The organism is Candidatus Protofrankia datiscae (assembly GCF_000177615.2).
Taxonomy (GTDB): Bacteria; Actinomycetota; Actinomycetes; order Frankiales; family Frankiaceae; genus Protofrankia; species Protofrankia coriariae.
In genome coordinates this window covers 1,988,748-2,008,887 of sequence record NC_015656.1, presented here as the reverse complement: position 1 = coordinate 2,008,887, position 20,140 = coordinate 1,988,748, and the positions used below count along the sequence as shown (strand labels likewise).

General features: G+C 70.6%; 15 protein-coding genes and 1 pseudogene. 3 read left to right on the top strand and 13 right to left on the bottom strand.

The window, feature by feature from the left end; genetic code table 11:
* Positions 1 to 124: 124 nt before the first annotated feature.
* The 6 genes from FSYMDG_RS08285 to gap all read right to left on the bottom strand — a co-directional run bounded on the left by FSYMDG_RS08285 (position 125) and on the right by gap (position 7,800).
* Positions 125 to 1,903, bottom strand: coding sequence for an ABC transporter substrate-binding protein (locus tag FSYMDG_RS08285; protein WP_237703040.1), 1,779 nt, complete (start codon positions 1,901 to 1,903; stop codon positions 125 to 127).
* Positions 1,900 to 2,130 (bottom strand): preprotein translocase subunit SecG, encoded by a 231-nt coding sequence (secG, locus tag FSYMDG_RS08280; protein ID WP_013873107.1) that lies wholly within the window; start codon positions 2,128 to 2,130, stop codon positions 1,900 to 1,902. Before secG ends, FSYMDG_RS08285 begins: the two co-directional genes overlap by 4 nt.
* A gap of 370 nt (positions 2,131 to 2,500) precedes the next feature.
* The gene (locus tag FSYMDG_RS08275; RefSeq protein ID WP_013873106.1) at positions 2,501 to 4,234 is read right to left on the bottom strand and encodes an ABC transporter substrate-binding protein; all 1,734 of its coding nucleotides are present in this window, start codon (positions 4,232 to 4,234) and stop codon (positions 2,501 to 2,503) included.
* 236 nt (positions 4,235 to 4,470) lie between these two features.
* Entirely contained in the window at positions 4,471 to 5,298 is an 828-nt protein-coding gene (tpiA, locus tag FSYMDG_RS08270; RefSeq protein WP_013873105.1) for a triose-phosphate isomerase, read from the bottom strand.
* A 1-nt stretch (position 5,299) separates the two neighbouring features.
* Positions 5,300 to 6,565, bottom strand: coding sequence for a phosphoglycerate kinase (locus tag FSYMDG_RS08265; protein ID WP_013873104.1), 1,266 nt, complete (start codon positions 6,563 to 6,565; stop codon positions 5,300 to 5,302).
* 227 nt (positions 6,566 to 6,792) lie between these two features.
* Positions 6,793 to 7,800 carry a type I glyceraldehyde-3-phosphate dehydrogenase gene (gene gap, locus FSYMDG_RS08260; RefSeq protein WP_013873103.1) on the bottom strand — a complete coding sequence of 336 codons (1,008 nt, stop codon included), beginning with the start codon at positions 7,798 to 7,800 and terminating at the stop codon, positions 6,793 to 6,795.
* 1,513 nt (positions 7,801 to 9,313) lie between these two features.
* Between gap and FSYMDG_RS08255 the strand changes: the two genes are divergently transcribed.
* Positions 9,314 to 9,946 carry an NUDIX domain-containing protein gene (locus FSYMDG_RS08255; protein WP_013873102.1) on the top strand — a complete coding sequence of 211 codons (633 nt, stop codon included), beginning with the start codon at positions 9,314 to 9,316 and terminating at the stop codon, positions 9,944 to 9,946.
* Here FSYMDG_RS08255 and FSYMDG_RS08250 read toward each other — a convergent pair.
* From FSYMDG_RS08250 to FSYMDG_RS08240, 4 genes are all read right to left on the bottom strand, one after another.
* Positions 9,852 to 11,270: a glycosyltransferase gene (locus tag FSYMDG_RS08250; RefSeq protein WP_013873101.1), complete on the bottom strand. Its 1,419-nt coding sequence runs from the start codon at positions 11,268 to 11,270 to the stop codon at positions 9,852 to 9,854. The two genes, FSYMDG_RS08255 and FSYMDG_RS08250, sit on opposite strands and share 95 nt — an antisense overlap.
* Positions 11,267 to 11,488, bottom strand: coding sequence for a hypothetical protein (locus tag FSYMDG_RS25985; protein WP_013873100.1), 222 nt, complete (start codon positions 11,486 to 11,488; stop codon positions 11,267 to 11,269). Before FSYMDG_RS25985 ends, FSYMDG_RS08250 begins: the two co-directional genes overlap by 4 nt.
* Positions 11,489 to 11,952: 464 nt before the next feature.
* The gene (locus FSYMDG_RS08245; protein WP_131773919.1) at positions 11,953 to 12,345 is read right to left on the bottom strand and encodes a hypothetical protein; all 393 of its coding nucleotides are present in this window, start codon (positions 12,343 to 12,345) and stop codon (positions 11,953 to 11,955) included.
* Positions 12,346 to 12,574: 229 nt separating this feature from the next.
* A complete protein-coding gene (locus FSYMDG_RS08240; RefSeq protein ID WP_013873098.1) occupies positions 12,575 to 13,879 on the bottom strand; it encodes a nucleotide sugar dehydrogenase in 1,305 nt (434 codons plus the stop codon).
* Between the two features lie 366 nt (positions 13,880 to 14,245).
* Between FSYMDG_RS08240 and FSYMDG_RS08235 the strand changes: the two genes are divergently transcribed.
* Complete coding sequence (locus FSYMDG_RS08235) at positions 14,246 to 15,346, top strand: glycosyl transferase (protein ID WP_131792627.1); 1,101 nt, start codon at positions 14,246 to 14,248, stop codon at positions 15,344 to 15,346.
* A complete protein-coding gene (locus FSYMDG_RS08230) occupies positions 15,343 to 16,143 on the top strand; it encodes a low molecular weight phosphatase family protein (protein WP_013873096.1) in 801 nt (266 codons plus the stop codon). Before FSYMDG_RS08235 ends, FSYMDG_RS08230 begins: the two co-directional genes overlap by 4 nt.
* A 208-nt stretch (positions 16,144 to 16,351) precedes the next feature.
* Here the strand turns inward: FSYMDG_RS08230 and FSYMDG_RS28155 are convergent, their stop codons facing one another.
* From FSYMDG_RS28155 to wecB, 3 genes and pseudogenes are all read right to left on the bottom strand, one after another.
* Positions 16,352 to 17,344, bottom strand: a complete 993-nt coding sequence (locus FSYMDG_RS28155; RefSeq protein ID WP_050803411.1) for a putative bifunctional diguanylate cyclase/phosphodiesterase — start codon at positions 17,342 to 17,344, stop codon at positions 16,352 to 16,354.
* Positions 17,345 to 17,426: 82 nt separating this feature from the next.
* Positions 17,427 to 17,966 (bottom strand): annotated as a pseudogene (locus FSYMDG_RS28150) (GGDEF domain-containing protein); the annotation flags it as partial.
* 626 nt (positions 17,967 to 18,592) lie between these two features.
* Positions 18,593 to 19,765 carry a non-hydrolyzing UDP-N-acetylglucosamine 2-epimerase gene (wecB, locus tag FSYMDG_RS08220; RefSeq protein ID WP_013873095.1) on the bottom strand — a complete coding sequence of 391 codons (1,173 nt, stop codon included), beginning with the start codon at positions 19,763 to 19,765 and terminating at the stop codon, positions 18,593 to 18,595.
* Positions 19,766 to 20,140 lie beyond the last annotated feature (375 nt).

The window sequence follows — 20,140 nt, the reverse complement described above, 5'->3', positions numbered from 1 at the left end:
CCGAACGGCAGTCGCCCTGACAGGCCCGGCAGAGCACCCGCGGCAACACCCTTGCCCACGCCACCCCTGCCCACGCCACCCCGAGGACGGGTGGCGTGGGATGCTTGAGGGGCTTTTCGGGCGGCTAGGCGATGCCGAGGGAGATGGCGGTGGGGTCGGCTGCGTCCAGTGAGGGGACCCGCAGAAAGCCACGGACGTTGGCGCTGTGGAAACGTGGCGTGACGGTGACCGCGAGTGGAATGATCGCGGCATCGGTGAGCAGTTCCCGCTCCAGGTCGCCCCAACGGGTGGACAGCGCGGCCGGGTCACGCTCCCCGAGGGCGTCCCGCAGCAGCTGCGCGATCCGGTCGTTGCGGTATCCGCCGTCGGCCGGCCGAGAGCCCGACCACTGCGGCTCCAACAACGGCTGGAACACGCTGCGCCCGGCATTGCCGAACCACTGCGGCGTCACCCTGGTCAGGGCGAGGTCCCAGCCCACCGTGCTCGACGGGACAGCGACGCCCGGGTAGTCCGCGGCGGGGACCGCCTCGACCCGCAGCGTCACCCCCGCGCGGGCGAAGGCGTCCCGCAGCGCCGACGCGACGGCGGCGTCCTCGGCGGAGTCCGTGGTGAGCAGGACCAGGGTGGTCAGGGGGCCGCCGTCGGCGGCGGTCCGTGTCCCCTCCCGGCAGCGCGCCGGATCGCCCGTCGACCCCAGCGTCGGGAACGGGTCGCGCGACTGGAAACCGGTCATGGCCGGCTGCAGCATCTGCGCGGTGGTGGTGGCCAGGACGGGCCCGCCCAGCGCCGCGGCCACGGCGGCGCGGTCCACGCAGTACACCAGCGCCTGCCGGACGCCGCCGCCGCCCAGCGCCGCCGACGCCGGGCCGTGCAGGCCGACGGTGAGCAGCACGGTGGAACCGGGGCCGTCCGTGGACAGCCTGCCGTCGGCCTGAGCATCCAGCGCTGTCACGTCGGCGGCGGGGACAGTGCTGTCCATCGCCATGTCCGCCCGGTCCGCGTCTATCTCGGCCTGGGCGGTGGCCGCGTCAACGCCGGTACGCACCGTGACATGATCGGCAAGTGCCGGGCGGATGCCGTCGGACGAGGCAACCCATGCCGGGTTGCGCGACAGCCGATAGCTTTCGTCACCGAGCGTGTTACCGAAGTGGTACGGCCCGTCGGAGATCAGGTTCTCCAGGTACTCGGGCGAGTTCGGGGCGTAGACGAGGGCCTCCAGCGGCACCGGTGAGGCCGCGGGCAGGGCCAGTACGTCGGTGAAGTCCGCGGCCGGAGCGAGCAGGTGGAACTCGATCGAGTCGTCACCGATGACCTGGACGCCGTCGATACCGCGACGTTCGATGAAGTCACGCACCCCCTCGGGCGGGGTCTTCATCAGTTCGTCACAGTAGGTGGCGAAACCGACGACCGTCGCGGCGAAGTAGCCGCGCATGGGCGACGGGTTCGGCGGCGTGCACAACCGCTTGATGCCGCGGGCGACATCGGTCGCGGTGACCCGCCTGACCCCGGGGGTGTCCCAGCGCGCGGACGGGCGCAGGGTGACGGTGTGGGTCTTCCCGTCCTCGCTGACCACCGGCGGCCCGACGGCCAGGTCCGGCAGGGGCGCGGCGGTGAAGACCGGGTCGGGGCTGGCCCGGTAGGAGTAGAGCTGACGGGAGACCAGCCGCAGCAGCATCCGCGAACCGGCGTCCGTCGCCCAGCCCGGGTCGCCGCTGGGCATCGCCCCGGTGACCAGGCGCAGGGTGCCACCCGGCTTGTCCGTTGGATCACTGGTGACCGTGGGTGTAATCGAAGTCACCGGTGCGGGTGCCGGCTGCCCACCACCGCCGCAGGCCACGACCGTGGCAAGGACAACCAGGCAGAGGAGCCGGGCCGGCATCCAGGTGCGTCGGCGGCTGCTCACTCCTTGAGCAGGAGGCCGAGGCCGATGATGCAGGTGAGCCAGATCAGCCCAATCATGACCGTCAATCGGTCGAGGTTCTTCTCCACCACCGAGGAGCCCCCGAGCGAGGAGGAGACACCGCCGCCGAACAGGCTGGACAGCCCGCCTCCCTTGGCCCGGTGCAACAGAACGAGCAGCATCAGAAGCACACTCGTGATGATCAGGACAATCGACAGCCCAACAGTCATCTCCGGACCCGCTCCCGTACCGTCATCCCGTGATCATGTAAGCCACTCAGCCCTGCCGCATCCTCACGCGGCGCGACAGGAGGCCCGACACGAGGAACCATGATCGCACCCCCTCCGGCCATACCCGCACCCTGACAGCCTCCGACGGTGCGAAGAAAGATCTTCGCACCGCAGTCGCCCATATCGATCCAACAGCCTCCGGCAGTGCAATGGACGATCATTGCACTACTTTCGGCGGGACTGGCTGGCGGCGATCCTGCCAAGCTACCGCACAGCGATCCCGCGGCCGGCACGGCGCATCACCATCAGATCAGGCCCGTCGGATCAGGCCCGTGCGAGCCGTGGCCCTCCGCCGGGCCGCCATGACGCCCTACGGTACGACACCGAGCGAGGCGAAGTCCGTCATCATGAACCCGGGCGAGTAATGGATGTTGGTAAGCCGGCTGCTGTAGACGTTGAGCGCCCGGTCGTAGAGCAGCGGGACGTAGGCGGCGGACCCCACGATCGCCCGGTCCATCTGCGTCCACCGGCTCGCCGTGTCCTCGCTGTCAGCGGTCCCGATGCCCTGCTCCAGGCCCTGGTCGACCGCGGGCAGGGCCAGTTCGGCGACGTTGGTGTTGTGTTGCGGCCGGATCGAGCCGCTGGCGGCGAGCGGGGCGAGGAACGCGTACGGCGTCGGCCGGGTGGCCGCGCCGGCGGCCAGGACGAGGCCGTACTTCATGGTGTGGACCTGATCGGGGCTGTCCACTGCCGCGGTGTACCCGGCGTCGTCGAACTTCGCGACGGTGATCGTGATACCGACCCGGGCGAGCGCGACGCGGACGGCTTCGGCCTGGGCGAGGGAGAGCGGATCCGACCGGGTGACCAGGGTGGTCGCGAAGCCGTCCGGCCGGCCGCAGGAGTTCAGTTCCGTTTTTGCCTTTGCGAGGTCCCCGCTGCCGTCGGGGCTCGGGAAGAGGTCGAACCAGGAGAAGGAGTGCACCGGCGGGGTGAGCATCGTGGCCGCGATGTCGCCCCCGACGAGGGGGCCGCCCCGCGCGGTCTGTTGTGCGCTCTTGTCCACCGCCCAGGCCACGGCGTTGCGGCAGGCGAGGTTGTCCAACGGCGCGACCTTGGTGACCACGGCCAGGTAGCGCAGCCCGCCGGTGGCCTCGCTGGTGGTGCGGGCCGCGCGCAGGCCGGGATTCGCGCTGATCCGGGCGGCGGCCTCGGCGCCCACGCCGCTCTGGTCGGCGGCGATGTCGGCCTGGTCGGTCAGGATGCGGCTGTCGATGTCGGCCGCGGCGAGCCCCATGCGTTCGACGACGCGGTCGGGGTGGGCGGGGCGGTTCGGGTCGGTCTGCCGGTCCCACCGCGGGTTGCGCGCGAGGGTGAGGGATTCACCCGGACGATAGTTTTCGATCTTGTATGGTCCGGATGCCACCGGACGGGATCCGTACCCGGCGCCGGTGTCGTGCGCCCGCGGTACCGGCGTGGAGACCGGGGAGGCCATCAGGAGGTTCCAGTCCGCGAACGGCCGGTTGAGCCGGAACGTGATGGTCTTCTCGTCCGGTGTGGTCACCGAGGCCAGCCCGAGACGGTCGGGTGTGGGATCGGTGTAGGGACCCCGGTAGGGGTTCTTCTCGTCCTGGAGAAGCCGCACCACCTCGCCGGCGCCGGAGCTGGCGTCGGAGCCGCCGCCGGCCAACTCCGGGGCGAAGGCCCGCTCGATCCCGTACTTGACGTCCCGGGATGTGATCGGGGTGCCGTCCTCGAAGGCCAGCCCCTCCCGGAGCGTGTACGTCCAGGTGCGCAGGTCCTTTGAGGACGGCACCTCGGTGGCGAGATCACCGGCCAGCTTGACCACGCCGGGGCTGGGCGCGTATGTCACCAGCTGCCGGGAGATCCACCGCTGCTGGTTCCAGCAGTGGAGGGACGCGGTGCGCTGGGGATCCCAGGAGTCGCAGTCGACGGTGGCAAGCACCCGCAGCGTCCCGCCGTCGCGCGGCGAGGCGGCGATGACCCGGTCACTGATCGCCGTGGGTGGGCCTGACGGGTCGGACGGGGCTTGCCGACGGCCTCCCCCACCCGTGCAGGCGGCGAGAAGAAGGCCGAGGACAACCATGACGGTTCCGGCCCGGATGATCGCGCGACAGCGCGGCATGGCCCTGGCGACCACTTGGGTTTGCGCCCCTTCCCGGTGGGACCGCACCCCACCACCGCAAGCCACCCAAGCACACCCCGGGCCGGCCGTGTCCGTCGGCTGTTCCCCGCGGCAACGATCGCGATCACGGACCGCGCCGGCCGGCACAGCCCGTGATCGGCGTCACCGGTGTAACCGGTGACGGTTCGTGGTCGCCGTCAGCTCGGCGGGGCGCTGCGGACGATCGCCGCGAAGTCCACCGCGTCCAGGCTCGCGCCGCCGACGAGTCCGCCGTCCACGTCGGGTTGGGTGAACAGCTCCGCCGCGTTGGAGCCCTTCACCGAACCACCGTAGAGAATACGGATGACCGCGGCGACTCCCGCGTCGAAACGCGCGGCGAGCCGCCCCCGGATCGCCGCGCACATCTCCTGCGCGTCGTGGGCGGAGGCGGTCCGCCCGGTGCCGATCGCCCACACCGGCTCGTAGGCGACGACCAGCGTGCGTGCCTGCTCCAGGGTGATCCCGTCCAGGGAGCCGTCGAGCTGCGCGAGGACATAGGTGGCATGGTCACCGGCCACCCGCACCGGCTCGGGCTCGCCCACGCACAGGATCGGGGTGATCCCGTGCGCGTAGGCGGCCCGCGCCTTGGCCGCCACCAGGGCGTCGTCCTCGTGATGGTTCGCGCGCCGCTCGGAGTGGCCGACCACCACATAGCTGCATCCCAGCCGGGCGAGCAGGGGCCCGCTGATGTCCCCGGTGTGGGCGCCGGAGCTGTGCGGGGAGAGGTCCTGCGCGCCATAGCCGATCGCGAGCCTGTCCCCGTCGACGAGGGTCTGGACGCTGCGCAGGTCGGTGAACGGGGGCAGGACGACGACCTCGGCATTGTCGAGCTCGACCGGCTTGAGGTCGAAAGCGATCTTCTGAACCAGCGCGATCGCCTCAAGATGGTTGAGGTTCATCTTCCAGTTGCCCGCGACCAGGGTGCGCCGACCCGTCCCCCGGGGCTTCTTCTCGTTCTTGTTCTTCTCGTTCTTGTCACCGGCCATCTCACACCTCCGAACCAGGAAGCCGGGCCTCCGGCCGCGTGAAAGAAACATCGTCGCGCGGCCTTCGGTCATCCAGAGCGGCGAGGCCGGGCAGGGTCTTGCCCTCCAGATACTCGAGGCTGGCGCCGCCACCGGTGGAGATGTGGGTGAACGCCTCCTCGCCGATGCCGAGGGTGCGCACGGCCGCGGCCGAGTCACCGCCGCCGACGACGGTCAGACCGTCGAGCCCGGCGATCGTCTCGGCCACCCCACGGGTGCCGGCCGCGAACGGCGGGAGCTCGAACACACCCATCGGGCCGTTCCAGAAGACGGTGCGGGCGGTGCGCAGCCGGTCGGCGAACAGGGCCACCGACGCCGGCCCGATGTCGAGGCCCTTGCGGCCGGCGGGGATGGCTCCGGCCGCCACCACGGCGGTGGGCGCGTCGACGGAGATCTCGTCGGCCACCACCACGTCGGTGGGCAGCACGATCCGGTCACCGCCTTCGGCGAGCAGCTCCTTCGTGGTGTCGATCAGTTCCGCTTCCAGCAGTGACCCGCCGACGCCGTGGCCCTTGGCGGCCAGGAAGGTGAAGCACATTCCGCCACCGATGAGCAGGGCGTCGACCTTCGGCAGCAGCGCCCGGATCACTCCGAGCTTGTCGCTGACCTTCGACCCGCCGAGGACGACGACGTAGGGACGGGCCGGGCCGCTGGCGAGGGTGCGCAGCACCTCCAGTTCCCTGAGCACGAGCTGCCCGGCCACGTGTGGCAGCCGCTCGGGCAGGTCCACGACGCTGGCGTGCGCCCGGTGGACCGCGCCGAAGGCGTCACCGACGTAGTAGTCGGCCAGCCCGGCGAGCTGGTCGGCGAACGCGGCCCGCACGGCCGCGTCCTTGCTGGTCTCCCCCGGGTGGAACCGGAGGTTGTCCAGCAGCGCGATCTCACCGTCGCCCAGCCCTGCGACGATCTTCTGCGCATGCGTGCCGGCGATGTCGCCGGTGCCGTCCCCGGTGAACGCGACCGGCTGGCCGAGCAGCTGCGCGAGCCGGCCGGCGACCGGGGCGAGCGAGTACGCCGGGTCGGGTGTGCCCCTGGGCCGTCCCAGATGGGAGGAGACGACCACCCGGGCACCCCGGTCCAGCAGCGCCCGGATGGTGGGCACGCTGGCGCGGACCCGTCCGTCGTCGGTGATCCGGGGTGTGTCGCCGGAACGGTCCAGCGGAACGTTCAGGTCGCTGCGGACGATGACTCGCCGCCCGCCGACCTGTAGATCGTCAATGGTCGTCACGCCGTTACTCCGAAGTCCTAACCGGCCTCGGGCGACGCGACCGTGATCTCGTCGGATCCTGTCGCGTCGCCCGAGGCCACCAGAAGTCGCCAACTCTCCACCCGACCAGAGGCAGTGCGACGATCTTCATCGCACTGCCCGAGGCCACCAGGGGAGCTACCGCCGAGGGCGACGCGACGATCTCCTTCGCGCCGCCGGGGGCCATCAGGGTCTCCTGCCCCGATGCCCTACAGGCGTCCGCCGACGAGGGCGGTGAGGTCCACCAGGCGGTTGGAGTAGCCCCACTCGTTGTCGTACCAGCCGATGACCTTCACCTGGTTGCCGCTGGCCATGGTGAGCAGCGAGTCGAACGTGCAGGACGCAGCCGTCCCCACGATGTCGGAGGAGACGATCGGATCCTCGGTGTAGACGAGGATGCCCTTGAGCGCGCCCTCGGCGGCGGCCCGGTACGCAGCGTTGACCTCCTCGATCGTGACCTCACGCTTGAGCGTGGCGACCAGGTCGGTCACCGACCCGTCGAGGACGGGAACACGCATCGCCAGTCCGTCCAGTTTGCCCTTGAGCTGCGGCAGTACCAGGGACGTCGCCTTGGCCGCACCGGTCGTCGTCGGGATGATGTTCTGGGCGGCGGCGCGGGCGCGGCGCAGGTCCGAGTGCGGGAAGTCGAGGATGACCTGGTCGTTGGTGTAGGCGTGCACGGTCGTCATCAGGCCGCGCTCGATGCCGAAGGCGTCCTCGAGAACCTTGGCCAGTGGCGCCACGCAGTTGGTCGTGCAGGAGGCGTTCGACAGGATCGTGTGCTTCGCCGGGTCGTAGACGTCGTCGTTCACGCCGATGACGACGGTGAGGTCCTCACCCTTGGCCGGCGCGGAGATGATCACCTTTTTCGCGCCCGCCTCGAGGTGCTTGCGCGCGTCCTCGGCCTTGGTGAACCGGCCGGTGGACTCGACGACGACCTCGACCCCGAGGTCCCCCCAGGGCAGGGCCGCCGGGTCACGCTCGGAGACCACCTTGAGGAAGCCGTCGCCGACCTTGATCCCGCCGTCGGCGGGACTCACCGACTCCGACAGTGTGCCCAGCGTAGTATCGTACTTGAGCAGATGCGCAAGTGTCCTGTTGTCGGTAAGGTCGTTCACTGCAACGATCTCTATGTCGTTACGCTTACTAGCCTGAAGCGCCCGCCAGAAGTTGCGGCCGATACGGCCGAAGCCGTTGACACCCACTCGCGTAACCACGTCAGGGAACTCCTCTATCGTCGATGCATTCCGTTGTCGCAGTGAGCCTAAACGACTTTGAGGGTCACCGGCCGGCATCCTCACAGATCGGCGCCTGCCGTGTCCAGAACTACCCAGCTCGACTCTTTTTTCAATTCTGGTAGACTGCGGGATGTTTTGACCCCGGCCGGGCGGGCGATCAGCTGGCGATCAACACGATCCGTCGACCGCCACAATCCCGACCGATACAGCCTGACCGATACAGCCTGACCGATACGGCTGATCAACGCGGCCCGACCAGGACGGTCACGGAGGGGCAGCGCAGGCCATCGACGATGGGCGTTGCTCAGCACTGTTGGGCGACCACCTACGTCGCACGGCCGTTACGGCCCTACCACCGGAACGTCATCGGCCCTCAGCGGTGCCTGCGGCTGTAACACCAGTCACACGGATACCCACTGCCCCGCAATATCCCCTTCCCCGGCCCCTTACGTGGCGGACACCACATCGCCGTACCCTGCCGGGAGAGACACCATGCCGTGTCTTTCTGCCACCATCCCCTCACTCCCATCCCGTCACCACCGGCCACCGGCCGGGCCCCGGGACGGCTCCCGGGAGCACCCGATCCCGACAGCGGTGGGGCCGCGGCGGCACCGATCGCGCCGGTCGACGCCGTACAGCCGGTCACCACGACACCCCGAGCGAAGGCACTCCGGGTATCCGGGTAGCCAGACAGCCCAGCACACCACCCGCCCACCGTCTGTTGAGATGCTGCCAGGCATCCATCGTCATCTGGTTGTGAAAATTACGTCCGGTATTCCGCCGGGGCCGGAAATCCCGTCCGATGAATACCGTCTCGGCCGGATCTCCCCGTCCAGTAGGGGATACCGACGGATTCGCCGGGAGGTCTCTTACGGCCCCACCGGGACGCTGTGCGTGGTTTCAGGAGCGGGACACAATACGGCTGGACGTTCCCACTGGCCGGGAGTTCGGATACCCTCTGGATTCGAGCGGAACCAGCCATCGGACGCCGTCGGCGCGGCGAACTAATACGTCCGGGCACCGATCGGCCAACAACCGGAGTTCGCCCGTCACGGATACCGGACAATTGGGAGTGGACGCACCCGCCGGACGCACCCTAAGCTCCGAAACAGTTCAGCGGACGACCGGCCTTCCAAAGAGGTGGAAAGACGCTGGATGTTGGTTGTCACCCACACTCCAAGTTGGTCTCCGGCGGCGCGCGATAATGCCCCTTTTTCGCGTCGCCGGGGACCTTTCCGAGGGGGCCATGAGCTCCTCGGTGGCCGGCTGACCGTGCCCCGGCCACCGAGGTCGAACTGGTATCGGCGATCCCCGCCTCCGTCCCCACTCACCCCACCGGGGTGGGGATCGCCGATACCGCACAGCGGGTGCGGCGGCGCAGGTTACGGCGACAGCCCCCGGTCGTGCGACCTGCGCCGCCGCACCCTTACCGCGCCGGTCCAGGGCACCGGCCGCCAGCACCGACGCCACCGTGCCAGGAGCGGGCCCGGCGGTGTCCGGAAGAACGGGATACGGCCATGACGACGTGCCGGAACACTCCCCACGAAAAGCGCACCGCGAAATGAGCCGGTCGGCGCTGCCGGTGCGGGTTCACCTGTTGGTGCGCACCGAGGACAGAATTCTTCTCGCCACCGGCGACGAGACGTCGCCGGCATGCTGGCGGCTGCCGGCCGGAAATCTTCAGGGGCAGGCCGCCGGCGACGCCGCGGTCCGGCTGGCGCGCGAACAGGCGGCGCTGCTGACAACGGTCGAGGATGTCCGGCTGGAACACGTGGCGCATCACTGGGCGGACGACCGAGAACAACTTGGGCTGTTCTTCCACGTCACCCGAACGTACGGCGCCACCGGCGCCCACGACCCGGCCGCCCCCGGCGTCCCCCGCCGGCCGCGCCGGCTGGCCTGGCATCCCCTGGATGCCCTGCCCGAACGGTTCGCCCAGCCCGACCATGACGTCGTCACCCGCTGGGCGAGCGGGGAGTTCTTCTCGCACGGCGGCTGGACGGCCCGCCGGAGCACGACGATCCGCCCGTCTACCGGCGCCGTTCAGGCAGCACCTCAGACGGTCTCGGCTCAGACGGTCTCGACCAGACCGCCGTCAGCTCCCGCTGCCAGTTCTCGAGCGTGAACGGCGAGCGCACGAAGTGCCGCAGCGCCGCCCGCCGGTCCTCGAGCAGCGGCGGGACGGCGGTCAGTACCCGGGCCGTGTCGGCCCAGATCTCGTCCGTGGCGGACAGCGGCAACATCGTGATCCCGGGCAGCAGGCGGGCGACCTCCGCGATCCCGGGCAGGTCCGTGGCCAGCACCGGAGTGGCGACCGCGCACGCCTCGAGCACGACGCTCGGCAGACCCTCGTGATACGAGGTGACCAGCAGCAGCGACGCGGCGACCAGCAGCCGGGGCACGTCGTCCCGCTCGCCGAGCAGCTCGACACGGTCCCGCACCCCACCGGCGGACGCTCTGGCGAGCAGGTCCGCGGTCTCCGCCGCGTCCTGGCGCCCGACGATCTGTAGGCGGGCGTCCACCCCCCGCGCGCACAGCGCGACAAGTATGTCCATGGCACGGGCCCGGTTCTTGTTCGCCCCCGGCCGGCCAATGTGAATCATGACGACCGGGGTGCGCGTCCCTTCGGGAACACTCTCCAGCGCACGCCGGCGGGCCGCGATGGCGACACCGAACGGCTCGACCTCCAGCCCGTTGTAGATCACCCGGCAGCGTGGGTCGACCCGCCACTCCGGACGCCACAGCTCGCGCATGACCGCCTCGCACACGGCCAGCAGATCGGTCGCGTTCGCGTCGAGCGCCACCCGTCCCGCCTCGTGCCGCAGCAGCGCACCGGCGTTGCGCCCCCGCCGGTGAGTGCTGCCACCAGGCCAGCCGGTTCCGGCTGCGGCCCACCCGGTTCCGGCGGCGGGTCTTCCGGTTCTGCCACCGGGCCGGCCGGCGGTGTCACCAGGCCCGTCGTCCCTGACCCGGAAGTGCGCGACCCGGCGCGGCACACCGGCCATCCGGGCGATACCGAACACGAGCCCGGTGGCATCCGACGCGTACGCGTGGACGACCTGCGGGCGCACGCGGCGCAGCAGCAGGTAGAAGGTGAGCGGGAAGGCCGGGCCGAGCCGGCGGTAATACACCTCACCCCCGAGCGAACGGATCTCGTCGTCGAGGTCGCCCCGCCGGCCGCTGAGCGAGCAGAACACCAACCGGAACTCGTTCGGGTCGAGCCGGCGCATCAGCTCCACGGTGCGCAGCTGCGCCCCGCCCCGATTCATCTCCTCGACCAGGTACATCACCGTCCGTGGCTGCCTGTCGGGTGTCTCGGCCGACCCGGACGTACCTGCCTGCTCGCTCCCGACCGCCGACCGGCCTGGATCATCGGCCCGGCCCGGCCCGGCCAGACCCGCGGCGGGGCCCGCGGTGGAGGGAACGGCGGTGGACAGATCGGTCGTCATGACCGCCGCACCGCCTCGCCCGCGGCACTTCCGCCCACCCCGACGCAACCACCTGTGGCGAGGATGTCCCATCGGTCGTGGTCCCGGGTGGCGCTTCCGCTCAGCCCGACGGAACCGCCCACCCCGACGGAACCACCCACCCCGGCATGACCACCCATCCCGACGCCGCCCTCCGGTGGCCGGCGCAACCGTACGTCCGTCGCGACGACGACCCCCATACCGCCCTCCCTGCTTCCCTCTTTATGCTTCCAAGCGTTCACGATCTCCATGCGGACGGAACGACCACGGCCACTCACCCTTCGGCCAGCACCTCTTCAGGCCTCTCCTGGGCTTCCAGGCACGCGAACACGAGTGATCTTCTGGCCCTCGACGGCTGCCCCGCACCTCCACCTCGGGTCCCGCGCCTCGGAACGGACCGGCTGCGCACCGACCCACATCCACGTCCAGCAGCAAAATTAACCTACAGGAATCGACATACTACCTTTGGCTACGATCGCAGGGCGGACTCTGACGGCGATAGCCGGGCCATGCGGTAGCCGGGCCACGGTGTCCCACAGGTACGCGCGGCCTTCACAGCGCGGCTCGACCAGGGCGACCGTGTCGGCCCCGGCTCGAGGACGCTGGCCAGGCCGCGCCGACAGCCGGCCTGGCCGGGCCTGTTCTGGCCAGGCCAGGCCTGCGGTCAGTGCTCAAGCAGGCCGGTGACCGCGGTCGCTGTCGCCGGATGACGGTCGAGCAGCCGAGCGATCTCGTCCCAGCTGATCTCGTCGTCGCCTCGGCCGGTGGGCGTGGGCTGGCCCTGCGTGGCAGTCGCGGGCCAGGCCGGGGCGAGGCTGAGCAGCGCCGCCACCGCGTCGGTGGTGGCCGGATGGGCGACGAGCAGGTCCGCTACCGGGCCAGCCGCCGGCCGCGCGGCCCGCGACGCGTCGGCCCCGTCGGCCCGCGCCCCGGCGGTCGAGGCGTCGGCCGCCGGGGCGCGGGCCGATGGCCGGGACGACCAGGGGGCGGTCCACGTGTCCAGCGCGGGAAGAGCCCCCGGGAACATACGGCCCGCCTCCCGCACCAGCATGGGCATGTGCTCGCCGGCGTGGTCCCCGCTCCCTGGCCGGCCACGCTGGCCACGCCGTTCGTAACGGATACGTATGGCTACCTGACCGGCGCTCCGGGTTCTGCTCGGTCCGCATCCAGCGCATAGCTGTTACACCTGTACGCGCCACTCACCGAGCGCCGCTCGGCCATCATCCACCTGGCTGTAGATTGCCGTGGCTGTCCGTTGGTGGGCTGGCGCGGCCGTTGGGCTGGTGTCAGAGGAGTTCGATCTCGGCTGCTATGGGCGGCGCGGCGTCGTGGTGTCCCGAGCGCTGGGTGGGCAGCCAGCAGCGGGTGTCGAGGACGGCGCGGGCGCGGCGGGCCACCAGCTCCCGGGAGAACGCGTCGTGGTCGACCAGGACGATCACGAGGTCGGCGGCGGCGACCTCCTCGGCGTCCGCCTCGACCAGGGCGACACCCGACGGCAGGCAGGAGGCGTCGACATGCGGGTCCGCGGCCCGCACGTCCGCGCCGAGCCCGGCGAGCAGCGCGGCGACCCGCACCGCGGAGGACTCCCGGACGTCACCGGTGTTCTTCTTGTAGGCCAGCCCGAGCAGCAGGATGCGGCTGCCGTTGACCGCGCTGCGCCGGCGGTTGAGCATCTCCAGAACCCGGCGCACGACATGGTCGGGCATGTGGTCGTTGACGTCGTTGGCGAGCTCGACGAAACGGAAGCTGCGCCCGAGGCTGCGCCGTACCCGCCACGACAGGTAGGAGGGGTCGATGGGCAGGCAGTGCCCGCCGACCCCGGGGCCGGGGGTGAAACGCAGGAAGCCGAACGGCTTGGTGGACGCCGCCTCGATCGCCTCCCACACGTCGACCCCGAGCTCGTGGGCGAACATCGCCAGCTCGTTCACCAGGGCGATGTTGACGTGGCGGAAGGTGTTCTCCAGCAGTTTGGTCAGCTCGGCGGTGCGGACCGAGGCCACCGGCACGGTCGTCTCGACGATCGAGTCGTAGAACGCCCGCACGGCTCGCAGGGACCGCTCGTCGATGCCGGAGATCACCTTCGGGGTGTTGACCAGGTTCCAGCTCGGGTTGCCGGGGTCTATCCGCTCGGGCGAGTAGCCGAGGAAGAACGACTCCCCGGCGGCGAGCCCCGAGGTCTCCTCCAGCAGCGGCCCGAACAGCTCGTCGGTGGTGCCGGGATAGGTCGTGGACTCCAGGATCACGGTGGCTCCCCGCCGCAGCAACGGCCCGAGGCTGCGCCCGGAGCTCTCGATGTAGGAAAGATCCGGGATGCCCTCACGCAGCGGGGTCGGGACGGTCACCACCGCGACGTCGAATTCGGACGCGTCCTGATAGCTCGATGACGCCCGGTAGCGGCCGCTGTCGATGGCCTCGGAGACGACCAGGCTCGGGATGTCCTCCACGTAGGACTCACCGTTGCTCAGCCGTTTGACCCGCCCTTCGTCCACCTCGATCCCGACCACGGACCAGCCGACCTCGACGGCCCGCATGGCCAGGGGCAGACCCACGTAGCCCTGCCCCACCACGACGAGCTTTCCGTAAAGATTCATAAGCAGAGAGTGACATATCGAATCGAGGTCAAAGCGGAAGCATGCCCCGTGTCGCGTCACAACCTGAAGGCCGCCGCCAGATGGCATCCGACGGACATCCGACACGGACCCCCGCGTGGACGAGCGGCGCGACACCGACATCCGGCGGTCACGATGCCAGCATCCCGCCATGGCGCCGATGCCGATGTCGGACGCGACATGACGAACACCGATCCACACTAGTAGTAGTCTCTCTACTACTTAATGTAGCCATCTTTCGATCTTCGATCAGACTCGGATCCAGCTGGCCACCAGCGGCACGGCCATGATTTTTCCGTGCCGGCGGCGGCGAAGGACCCTCCGGACCATCCCAAGGCGGTGGACGACGTGGCGCTTTCGGCAGCCATCGCACTCCTGATCACCGCGATCACGACACCGGCCGTGATCGCGGGCATGCGGCGCCTGGCCGTCATGGACACCGTGACCGAACGATCGTCACACCTGGTGCCCACCTGCCGGGGCGGCGGAGTGGCCATCGCCCTCGGCCTGTTCGCCGGCATGCTGGTACCCATCATCGACCCGGCCGTGGACGCCCCCGCCGAGCTGTTCACCGTGGTGGTGGCGGCGTCGCTGTTCGGCCTGCTCGGCCTCGCCGAGGACACCCACGGCGTGGCCGCGCTCCGCCGGCTCGGCCTACAGATGATCGCGGCGGCGCTGACGATCGTCGCCTGGGTCGCCGTGGCACCGCCCGACCTGCCGGTCGCGGTCATCCCGCTGGCCGCCTGCGCGGCGCTGGTGTGGATCGCCGGCTTCACCAACGCCTTCAACTTCATGGACGGGATCAACGGAATCTCGTCGGCCCAGACCCTGCTGACCGGCGTGGCCTTCGCCGTCATCGGGCACCGCAGCGGCCTGGACTTCCTCACCTACGGCGGGGCCATGGCGGCCGGGGCCGCGCTCGGCTTCGGCCCCTACAACTTCCCGCGGGCCAGGATCTTTCTCGGCGACGTGGGCAGCTACGCCCTTGGCGCGCTGATCGCCGTGCTGGCGCTGCTGGCCGTCGCGCACGGTGTGCGGCCCGACGCCGTCGTCGCCCCGCTGCTGGTCTACCTCGCGGACACCTCCTGCACGCTGCTGCGGCGGGTGCGCTCCGGCCAGCTCTGGTACGCGCCGCACCGCGGCCACGTGTACCAGCTGCTCACGGTAGCGGGATGGTCGCACACCCGCGCGACGCTCGCGGTCTCCTCGGTCACCGCGGCGACCGCCGGCCTCGGCATCGTGATCTACAGTGCCGACGTGGCGGCGCGGGTGGCCGCCGGCATCGCCGCCGTCCTGCTCGTCCGGATGTATCTGCTGCTTCCCCGCTACCTTGACGGCAGGCGGCGACAGCCCCGGGCCGGTGCCGCCGCGCCCGGCCGGCACCGGGCCACGAACCCGAAGATGAGTGGGCACGGCGAGGCCCTGCACAACACCACCCCCGCGGTGTGACAGCCCCGGACGGCAACAACCACAATGATCACGAGAATCCCCGGGCCGCGATGACAGCCGCCCGCACGCCCGGCACGCCCGGCACGGGTGGGCCCGCCGGCCCCGCGGCGTCGTGGCACATCCTGATCGTGTGCACGGGGAACCTGTGTCGATCGCCGATGGCCCAGTACCTCGCCACCGCGTTGTTACAGGAGGCGCTGGGTACCGTCGCCGCACCCGGGGTGACCGTCACCAGCGCCGGTACCAGCGCACGTGACGGCACGCCCATCCACCCGCACGCCGCGTCCGTCCTGGCCTGCCGTGGTCTCGACCCGCGTGCTTTCACCACCCGCCGCCTGCACGCCGGGCTGCTCGACAGCGCCGATCTGGTGCTGTGCGCGGAGCGCGGGCACCGCGCGGCCGTCGTGACGACCGCGCCGAAGACCGTCAGCCGTACCTTCACCCTGCGGGAGTTCGCCCGGGTGACCGCCGGGCTCACACCCGCCGACATCAGCCCGGACACCGCCTACCCGGGCGGGGCCCGCAACCTGGGCGGAGCCCAGCCGGCCACCGACCCCCTCCGCCGAGAGCCGCTGCCCCCGGCTCCGGAGACGATCCGGATGTGTGGCCAGGCCCTTGTCTCCCGCGCGTTGGCCCGCCGCGGCCTCCGCCGCCCCGCGGCTCCCGCTGACGACGACATCCCCGACCCGATCGGATCGACGGTCGAGACGTTCCGGATGTGCGCCGAACAGATCGGCGAGGCGCTGGCCCAGCCGCTGGAGCTGCTGGCCCGTGCCGCGAGCGGCATCGCCCGATGATGCGGACAGCGCGACAGACGGCGTCCGCAACCGTCCATACCGAGCGTGGCCCGGATCAGGCCAGATCCGGATCTGGCCTGATCCGGGCCTACTGGTCGTTGAGTACGCTTTTTCGGCCGTTAAGCGTATCCGACGACAAACAGACAGCGATCTTCCCCGGCGGCCGTCGCCCACCCACGGGCACTGTCGTCCGCATAGTTACCTGTGGTTACATAACTGGTGTTCTGGACGACGGCATCGGTAACGGTTGCGTCTGCGGCAACGACAGCGGTTGCGACGGCGGCAGCCCTCGCGACAGCGGCGGTTGTGACGGCACCGGCTCCACCGGCGACGATGGCACCAGCGGCACCGATGATGGTGGCGCGGACGGCGGTACCGGCGCCGGCCGGGACGGATGGGCCTGCTGGGGTGGGCGGACCTTCTGGGTCCACTGCCGCAGCCAGGGCAGAACCCGCTCACTGGCCATGGGCGGCGAGATGAAGTAGCCCTGCGCCTCGTCGCATCCCCAGGCCGCCAGCAGCGCCCATGACCCGGCCGTCTCGACGCCTTCGGCGACCATCCGCAGGCGCAGGGTGTGCGCCAGGGCGAGCGTCGATCGGACGATCTCCCCGGCCGCGGGGCTGCGCTCGACGTCCCGCAGGAAGGCACGGTCCAACTTGAGCTCGTCCGCGGGGAGATCCCGCAGGTAGGCCAGGGAGCAGTAGCCACTGCCGTAGTCGTCGAGGCTGACCCGCACACCGAGCGCGCGCAGCCGGGCGAGAGTGTGCTGCGCGCGCTCCCGCTGCGTCATCAGGGAGTCCTCGGTGATCTCCACGCAGAGCGCGGACGGGCAGACACCCGCCTCGCTGAGGGCTTCGTGCACGCCGGGGACGAAACCGGGGTCGACGATCACGGGCGCGGGCACGTTCACCGACACCGACAGCCGCGCTCCGGCCGCGTGCCAGCGTGCGCAGTCCGTGAGCGCCCTGGTGAGGATCTGCCTGGTCATGGTGGGCATCAGGCCGGCGGCCTGGATGTCGGGGAGGAAGGTGTCGGGCGTACGAATCCCGTCGACGGGATGCCGCCAGCGCACCAGCGTCTCCATCCCGGTGACGCGGCCGGTGCGCAGGTCGGCCTTGGGCTGGTAGTACGGCTCGATCTCCCCGTTGCGCAGGGCGGTGCGCAGTTCGGCGCGCAGCCGCAGCCGGGCCGGGCCGGGCACAGCTCGAGTCGTACACCCGGTGGCCCGTGGACGACTTCTTCGCCTCGCCCAGGGCGGAGGTGGCGTTGCGCAGGAGCTCGGGCACGTCCTGGCCGTGATCGGGAGCGATCGCGATGCCGATGCTCGCCTCGACCGGTACCGGCGTGCCGGCGAGCGTGCACGGCTCCCGCAGGACGTCGCGAACGCCGGCCGCCGCGGCCTGTGCCCGTTCGGCGCCCGTGTTGCGCAGCAGCAGCGCGAACTCGTCTCCGCCGATCCTTGCCGCCAGGTTGCCGGCGCGTCCCAGTTTGCGGACCCGCCGGCCCACCTCGATCAGCAGCCGGTCGCCCTGCTCGTGGCCGAGACTGCTGTTGATCTCTCGGAAACGGTCAATATTGATCAGTAGTAACGCTCCGGAAGCGCGGCCGGGGCGTCCCGCGTCCTTCTGCTCCCGGTCCGGCTCCTGGTTCGAGTTCGGGTCCGGGTCCGGGTCCCGGCAGCGCGCCGGGCAGCCGTTGGAATATTCCTCGAACAGACGCGCGGCCTGGCCGAGAAATCCGTGCCGATTGGCGAGGCCGGTCAGCTCGTCGGTGCCCGCGAACTCGCCGCCGCGATTTTCTCGCGTACGGCACAACGACAGCATGGTCGCCGTGATCACGACCAGAACCAGCGAACACGCCGAGAGGACCATCCACAGACCGGCCTCGGTATACAGGGCCGTCCAACACACCAGCGACGTCGAGGCCGCTGTCCAGCCGACCAGGGTGGCCACGACAGCCCGCGGCCGGAGCGGACATGACAGGACGGCGCGCGCGGACGGCCACTGCCGCCGCGCCGGATCGGTGACGCGGCCGACCAGGCGGCCGATCGGATCCGCGACCGGGCGAACCGGTCGGCGGGACAGCCGGTCCCGCGTCGCGCGTCCGTCCGGGGCCCGGTGCCGGGTCCACCGCTCGGGCACGAACAGCGTCACCATTGGACTAATGATCTGCTGGCGGGATCCCGGCCGGCGCGGCCGCTGATGTCTACAGGCATTGATTCCCCTGAAATCCGGACTTGGGTGCTCTTGGCAGGCGGTCCGAGAGTAACCCGCCGGACTCGCCCGGTATGGATGAACTTCAGCTTCCGGAACAGGGCTGTTCAGCCTGCTAGTAGGCATTTCACGGCTGTTTCGACGGCCGTCGGACATAGTCCGGCCAGCAACACCCACGGCGTGGTCTGCTGGAGAGGTCACAGCGTGGTCCGCCCCGGGCGCGGCGCGCGGGGCGCTCACCTCCCCCGGGCTGCGACGCTCCGCGGGGTCGCGGGAGCGGCGTTCGGCGGAGCGGTCCGAGCGGTCTGAGCGGTGATGTCGGTCGGCCGGCGTCCGTGGCCGCCGTAGTCGCCCGCGAGCAGGATCTCGACGATCCGCTCACCGGCGCGTCCGTCCCACAGCGCGGGACGCCGTGGCCGCGGGGGGCGGGCGAGCACCTCGGTCGCCACCGCCACAACCCGTTCGGGATCGGTACCGATGACCTGATTGGTACCTTCAGTGACAGTAATCGCGCGCTCTGTCGTGTCGCGCAGCGTCAGGCACGGGACGCCCAGGACGGTTGTCTCTTCCTGGACTCCGCCCGAATCCGTCAGGACGACCCGGGCGCCGGCCTGCAGGGCGAGGAAGTCGAGATAACCGGCCGGCGGGAGCGTGGTCACCCCCGCCGGCAGCCGCCCCTCGACCCGAGCCCGGGTCCGGGGATGCAGGGGGAACACCAGGGGACACTGCTCGGCGACTTTCCCGAGCGCGCCGAGCAGCCCCGCCAGGACGTCCGGGTCGTCGACGTTGGCCGGGCGGTGCAGGGTCACCAGTCCGTACCCGCCGGCGTGCAGCCCGAGCCGGGACAGAGTCGGCCGGGCCCGCGCGCGCTCGATGTTCGCCAGCAGGGTGTCGACCATGACGTTGCCGACGAGGTGTATCTGGTCGGGTCGGTAGCCCTCCCGGCGGAGGTTGCCGGCAGCGTCCGGCGAGGTGACGAACAGCAGGTCGGAGACCCGGTCGACCACCACCCGGTTGACCTCCTCGGGCATGGACCAGTCCCGGCTGCGCAGCCCGGCCTCGACGTGCGCCAGCGGGATGCCGGACTTGGCCGTGACCAGCGCGCAGGCGAGCGTGGAGTTGACGTCGCCGACCACCACGACGACGTCCGGGCGGACGGCGGCCAGCAGCGGCTCGAAGGCCGTCATGACCCCGGCGGTCTGGCCGGCATGGCTGCCCGAGCCGATGTCGAGGAAGTGGTCGGGGGCCCGCAGGCCGAGCTCGTCGAAGAACACCCCGCTCATCGCGGCGTCGTAGTGCTGACCGGTGTGTACGAGCGTGGTGGCGGCACCGCGCTCCACGGCCGCGGCCAGGACCGGCGCGACCTTCATGAAGTTGGGCCGGGCACCGGCAACGAAGAGGACATGCACGAGAGGACTCCCTGTTCGAGGCGTCGGACCGGCCGCCGGACCGGCTGGCGGTCGGATCGGCTGGCGGCCGGGCTGGCGGCCACCGCATCCACCGCCGGCCGGCCCCGCTGTCCGCGGGGTTCCTTTACCCGCGGGAGCCACTGCCTACGGGATCCACGGGATCCAGCGGCCCACCAGATGTAATTACTCCAGGTGACCATATCGGCGCCACGCCGGACGTGTATACACGGATCGTATCTGTTCGACTACGATAAGCTCTGTCGTACCGACTGCACGTTTTCCACGCCATCTCGTAGCCATCTCCTAGCCAGCTCGTACTCACTCGCACCTGGGAGCCAACCGTGAACTTCGCCCACATCGCGTGCGCAGCGCCGA

Excerpts from the sequence above, each read along its gene's own strand:
- FSYMDG_RS25985 (WP_013873100.1), bottom strand. The coding sequence starts at position 11,488 with ATGGGGGTCGTCGTCGCGACGGACGTACGGTTGCGCCGGCCACCGGAG.
- FSYMDG_RS08275 (WP_013873106.1), bottom strand. The coding sequence starts at position 4,234 with ATGGTTGTCCTCGGCCTTCTTCTCGCCGCCTGCACGGGTGGGGGAGGC.
- tpiA (WP_013873105.1), bottom strand. The coding sequence starts at position 5,298 with ATGGCCGGTGACAAGAACGAGAAGAACAAGAACGAGAAGAAGCCCCGG.
- FSYMDG_RS08245 (WP_131773919.1), bottom strand. The coding sequence starts at position 12,345 with ATGCCCATGCTGGTGCGGGAGGCGGGCCGTATGTTCCCGGGGGCTCTT.
- FSYMDG_RS08250 (WP_013873101.1), bottom strand. The coding sequence starts at position 11,270 with ATGACGACCGATCTGTCCACCGCCGTTCCCTCCACCGCGGGCCCCGCC.
- secG (WP_013873107.1), bottom strand. The coding sequence starts at position 2,130 with ATGACTGTTGGGCTGTCGATTGTCCTGATCATCACGAGTGTGCTTCTG.
- FSYMDG_RS08240 (WP_013873098.1), bottom strand. The coding sequence starts at position 13,879 with ATGAATCTTTACGGAAAGCTCGTCGTGGTGGGGCAGGGCTACGTGGGT.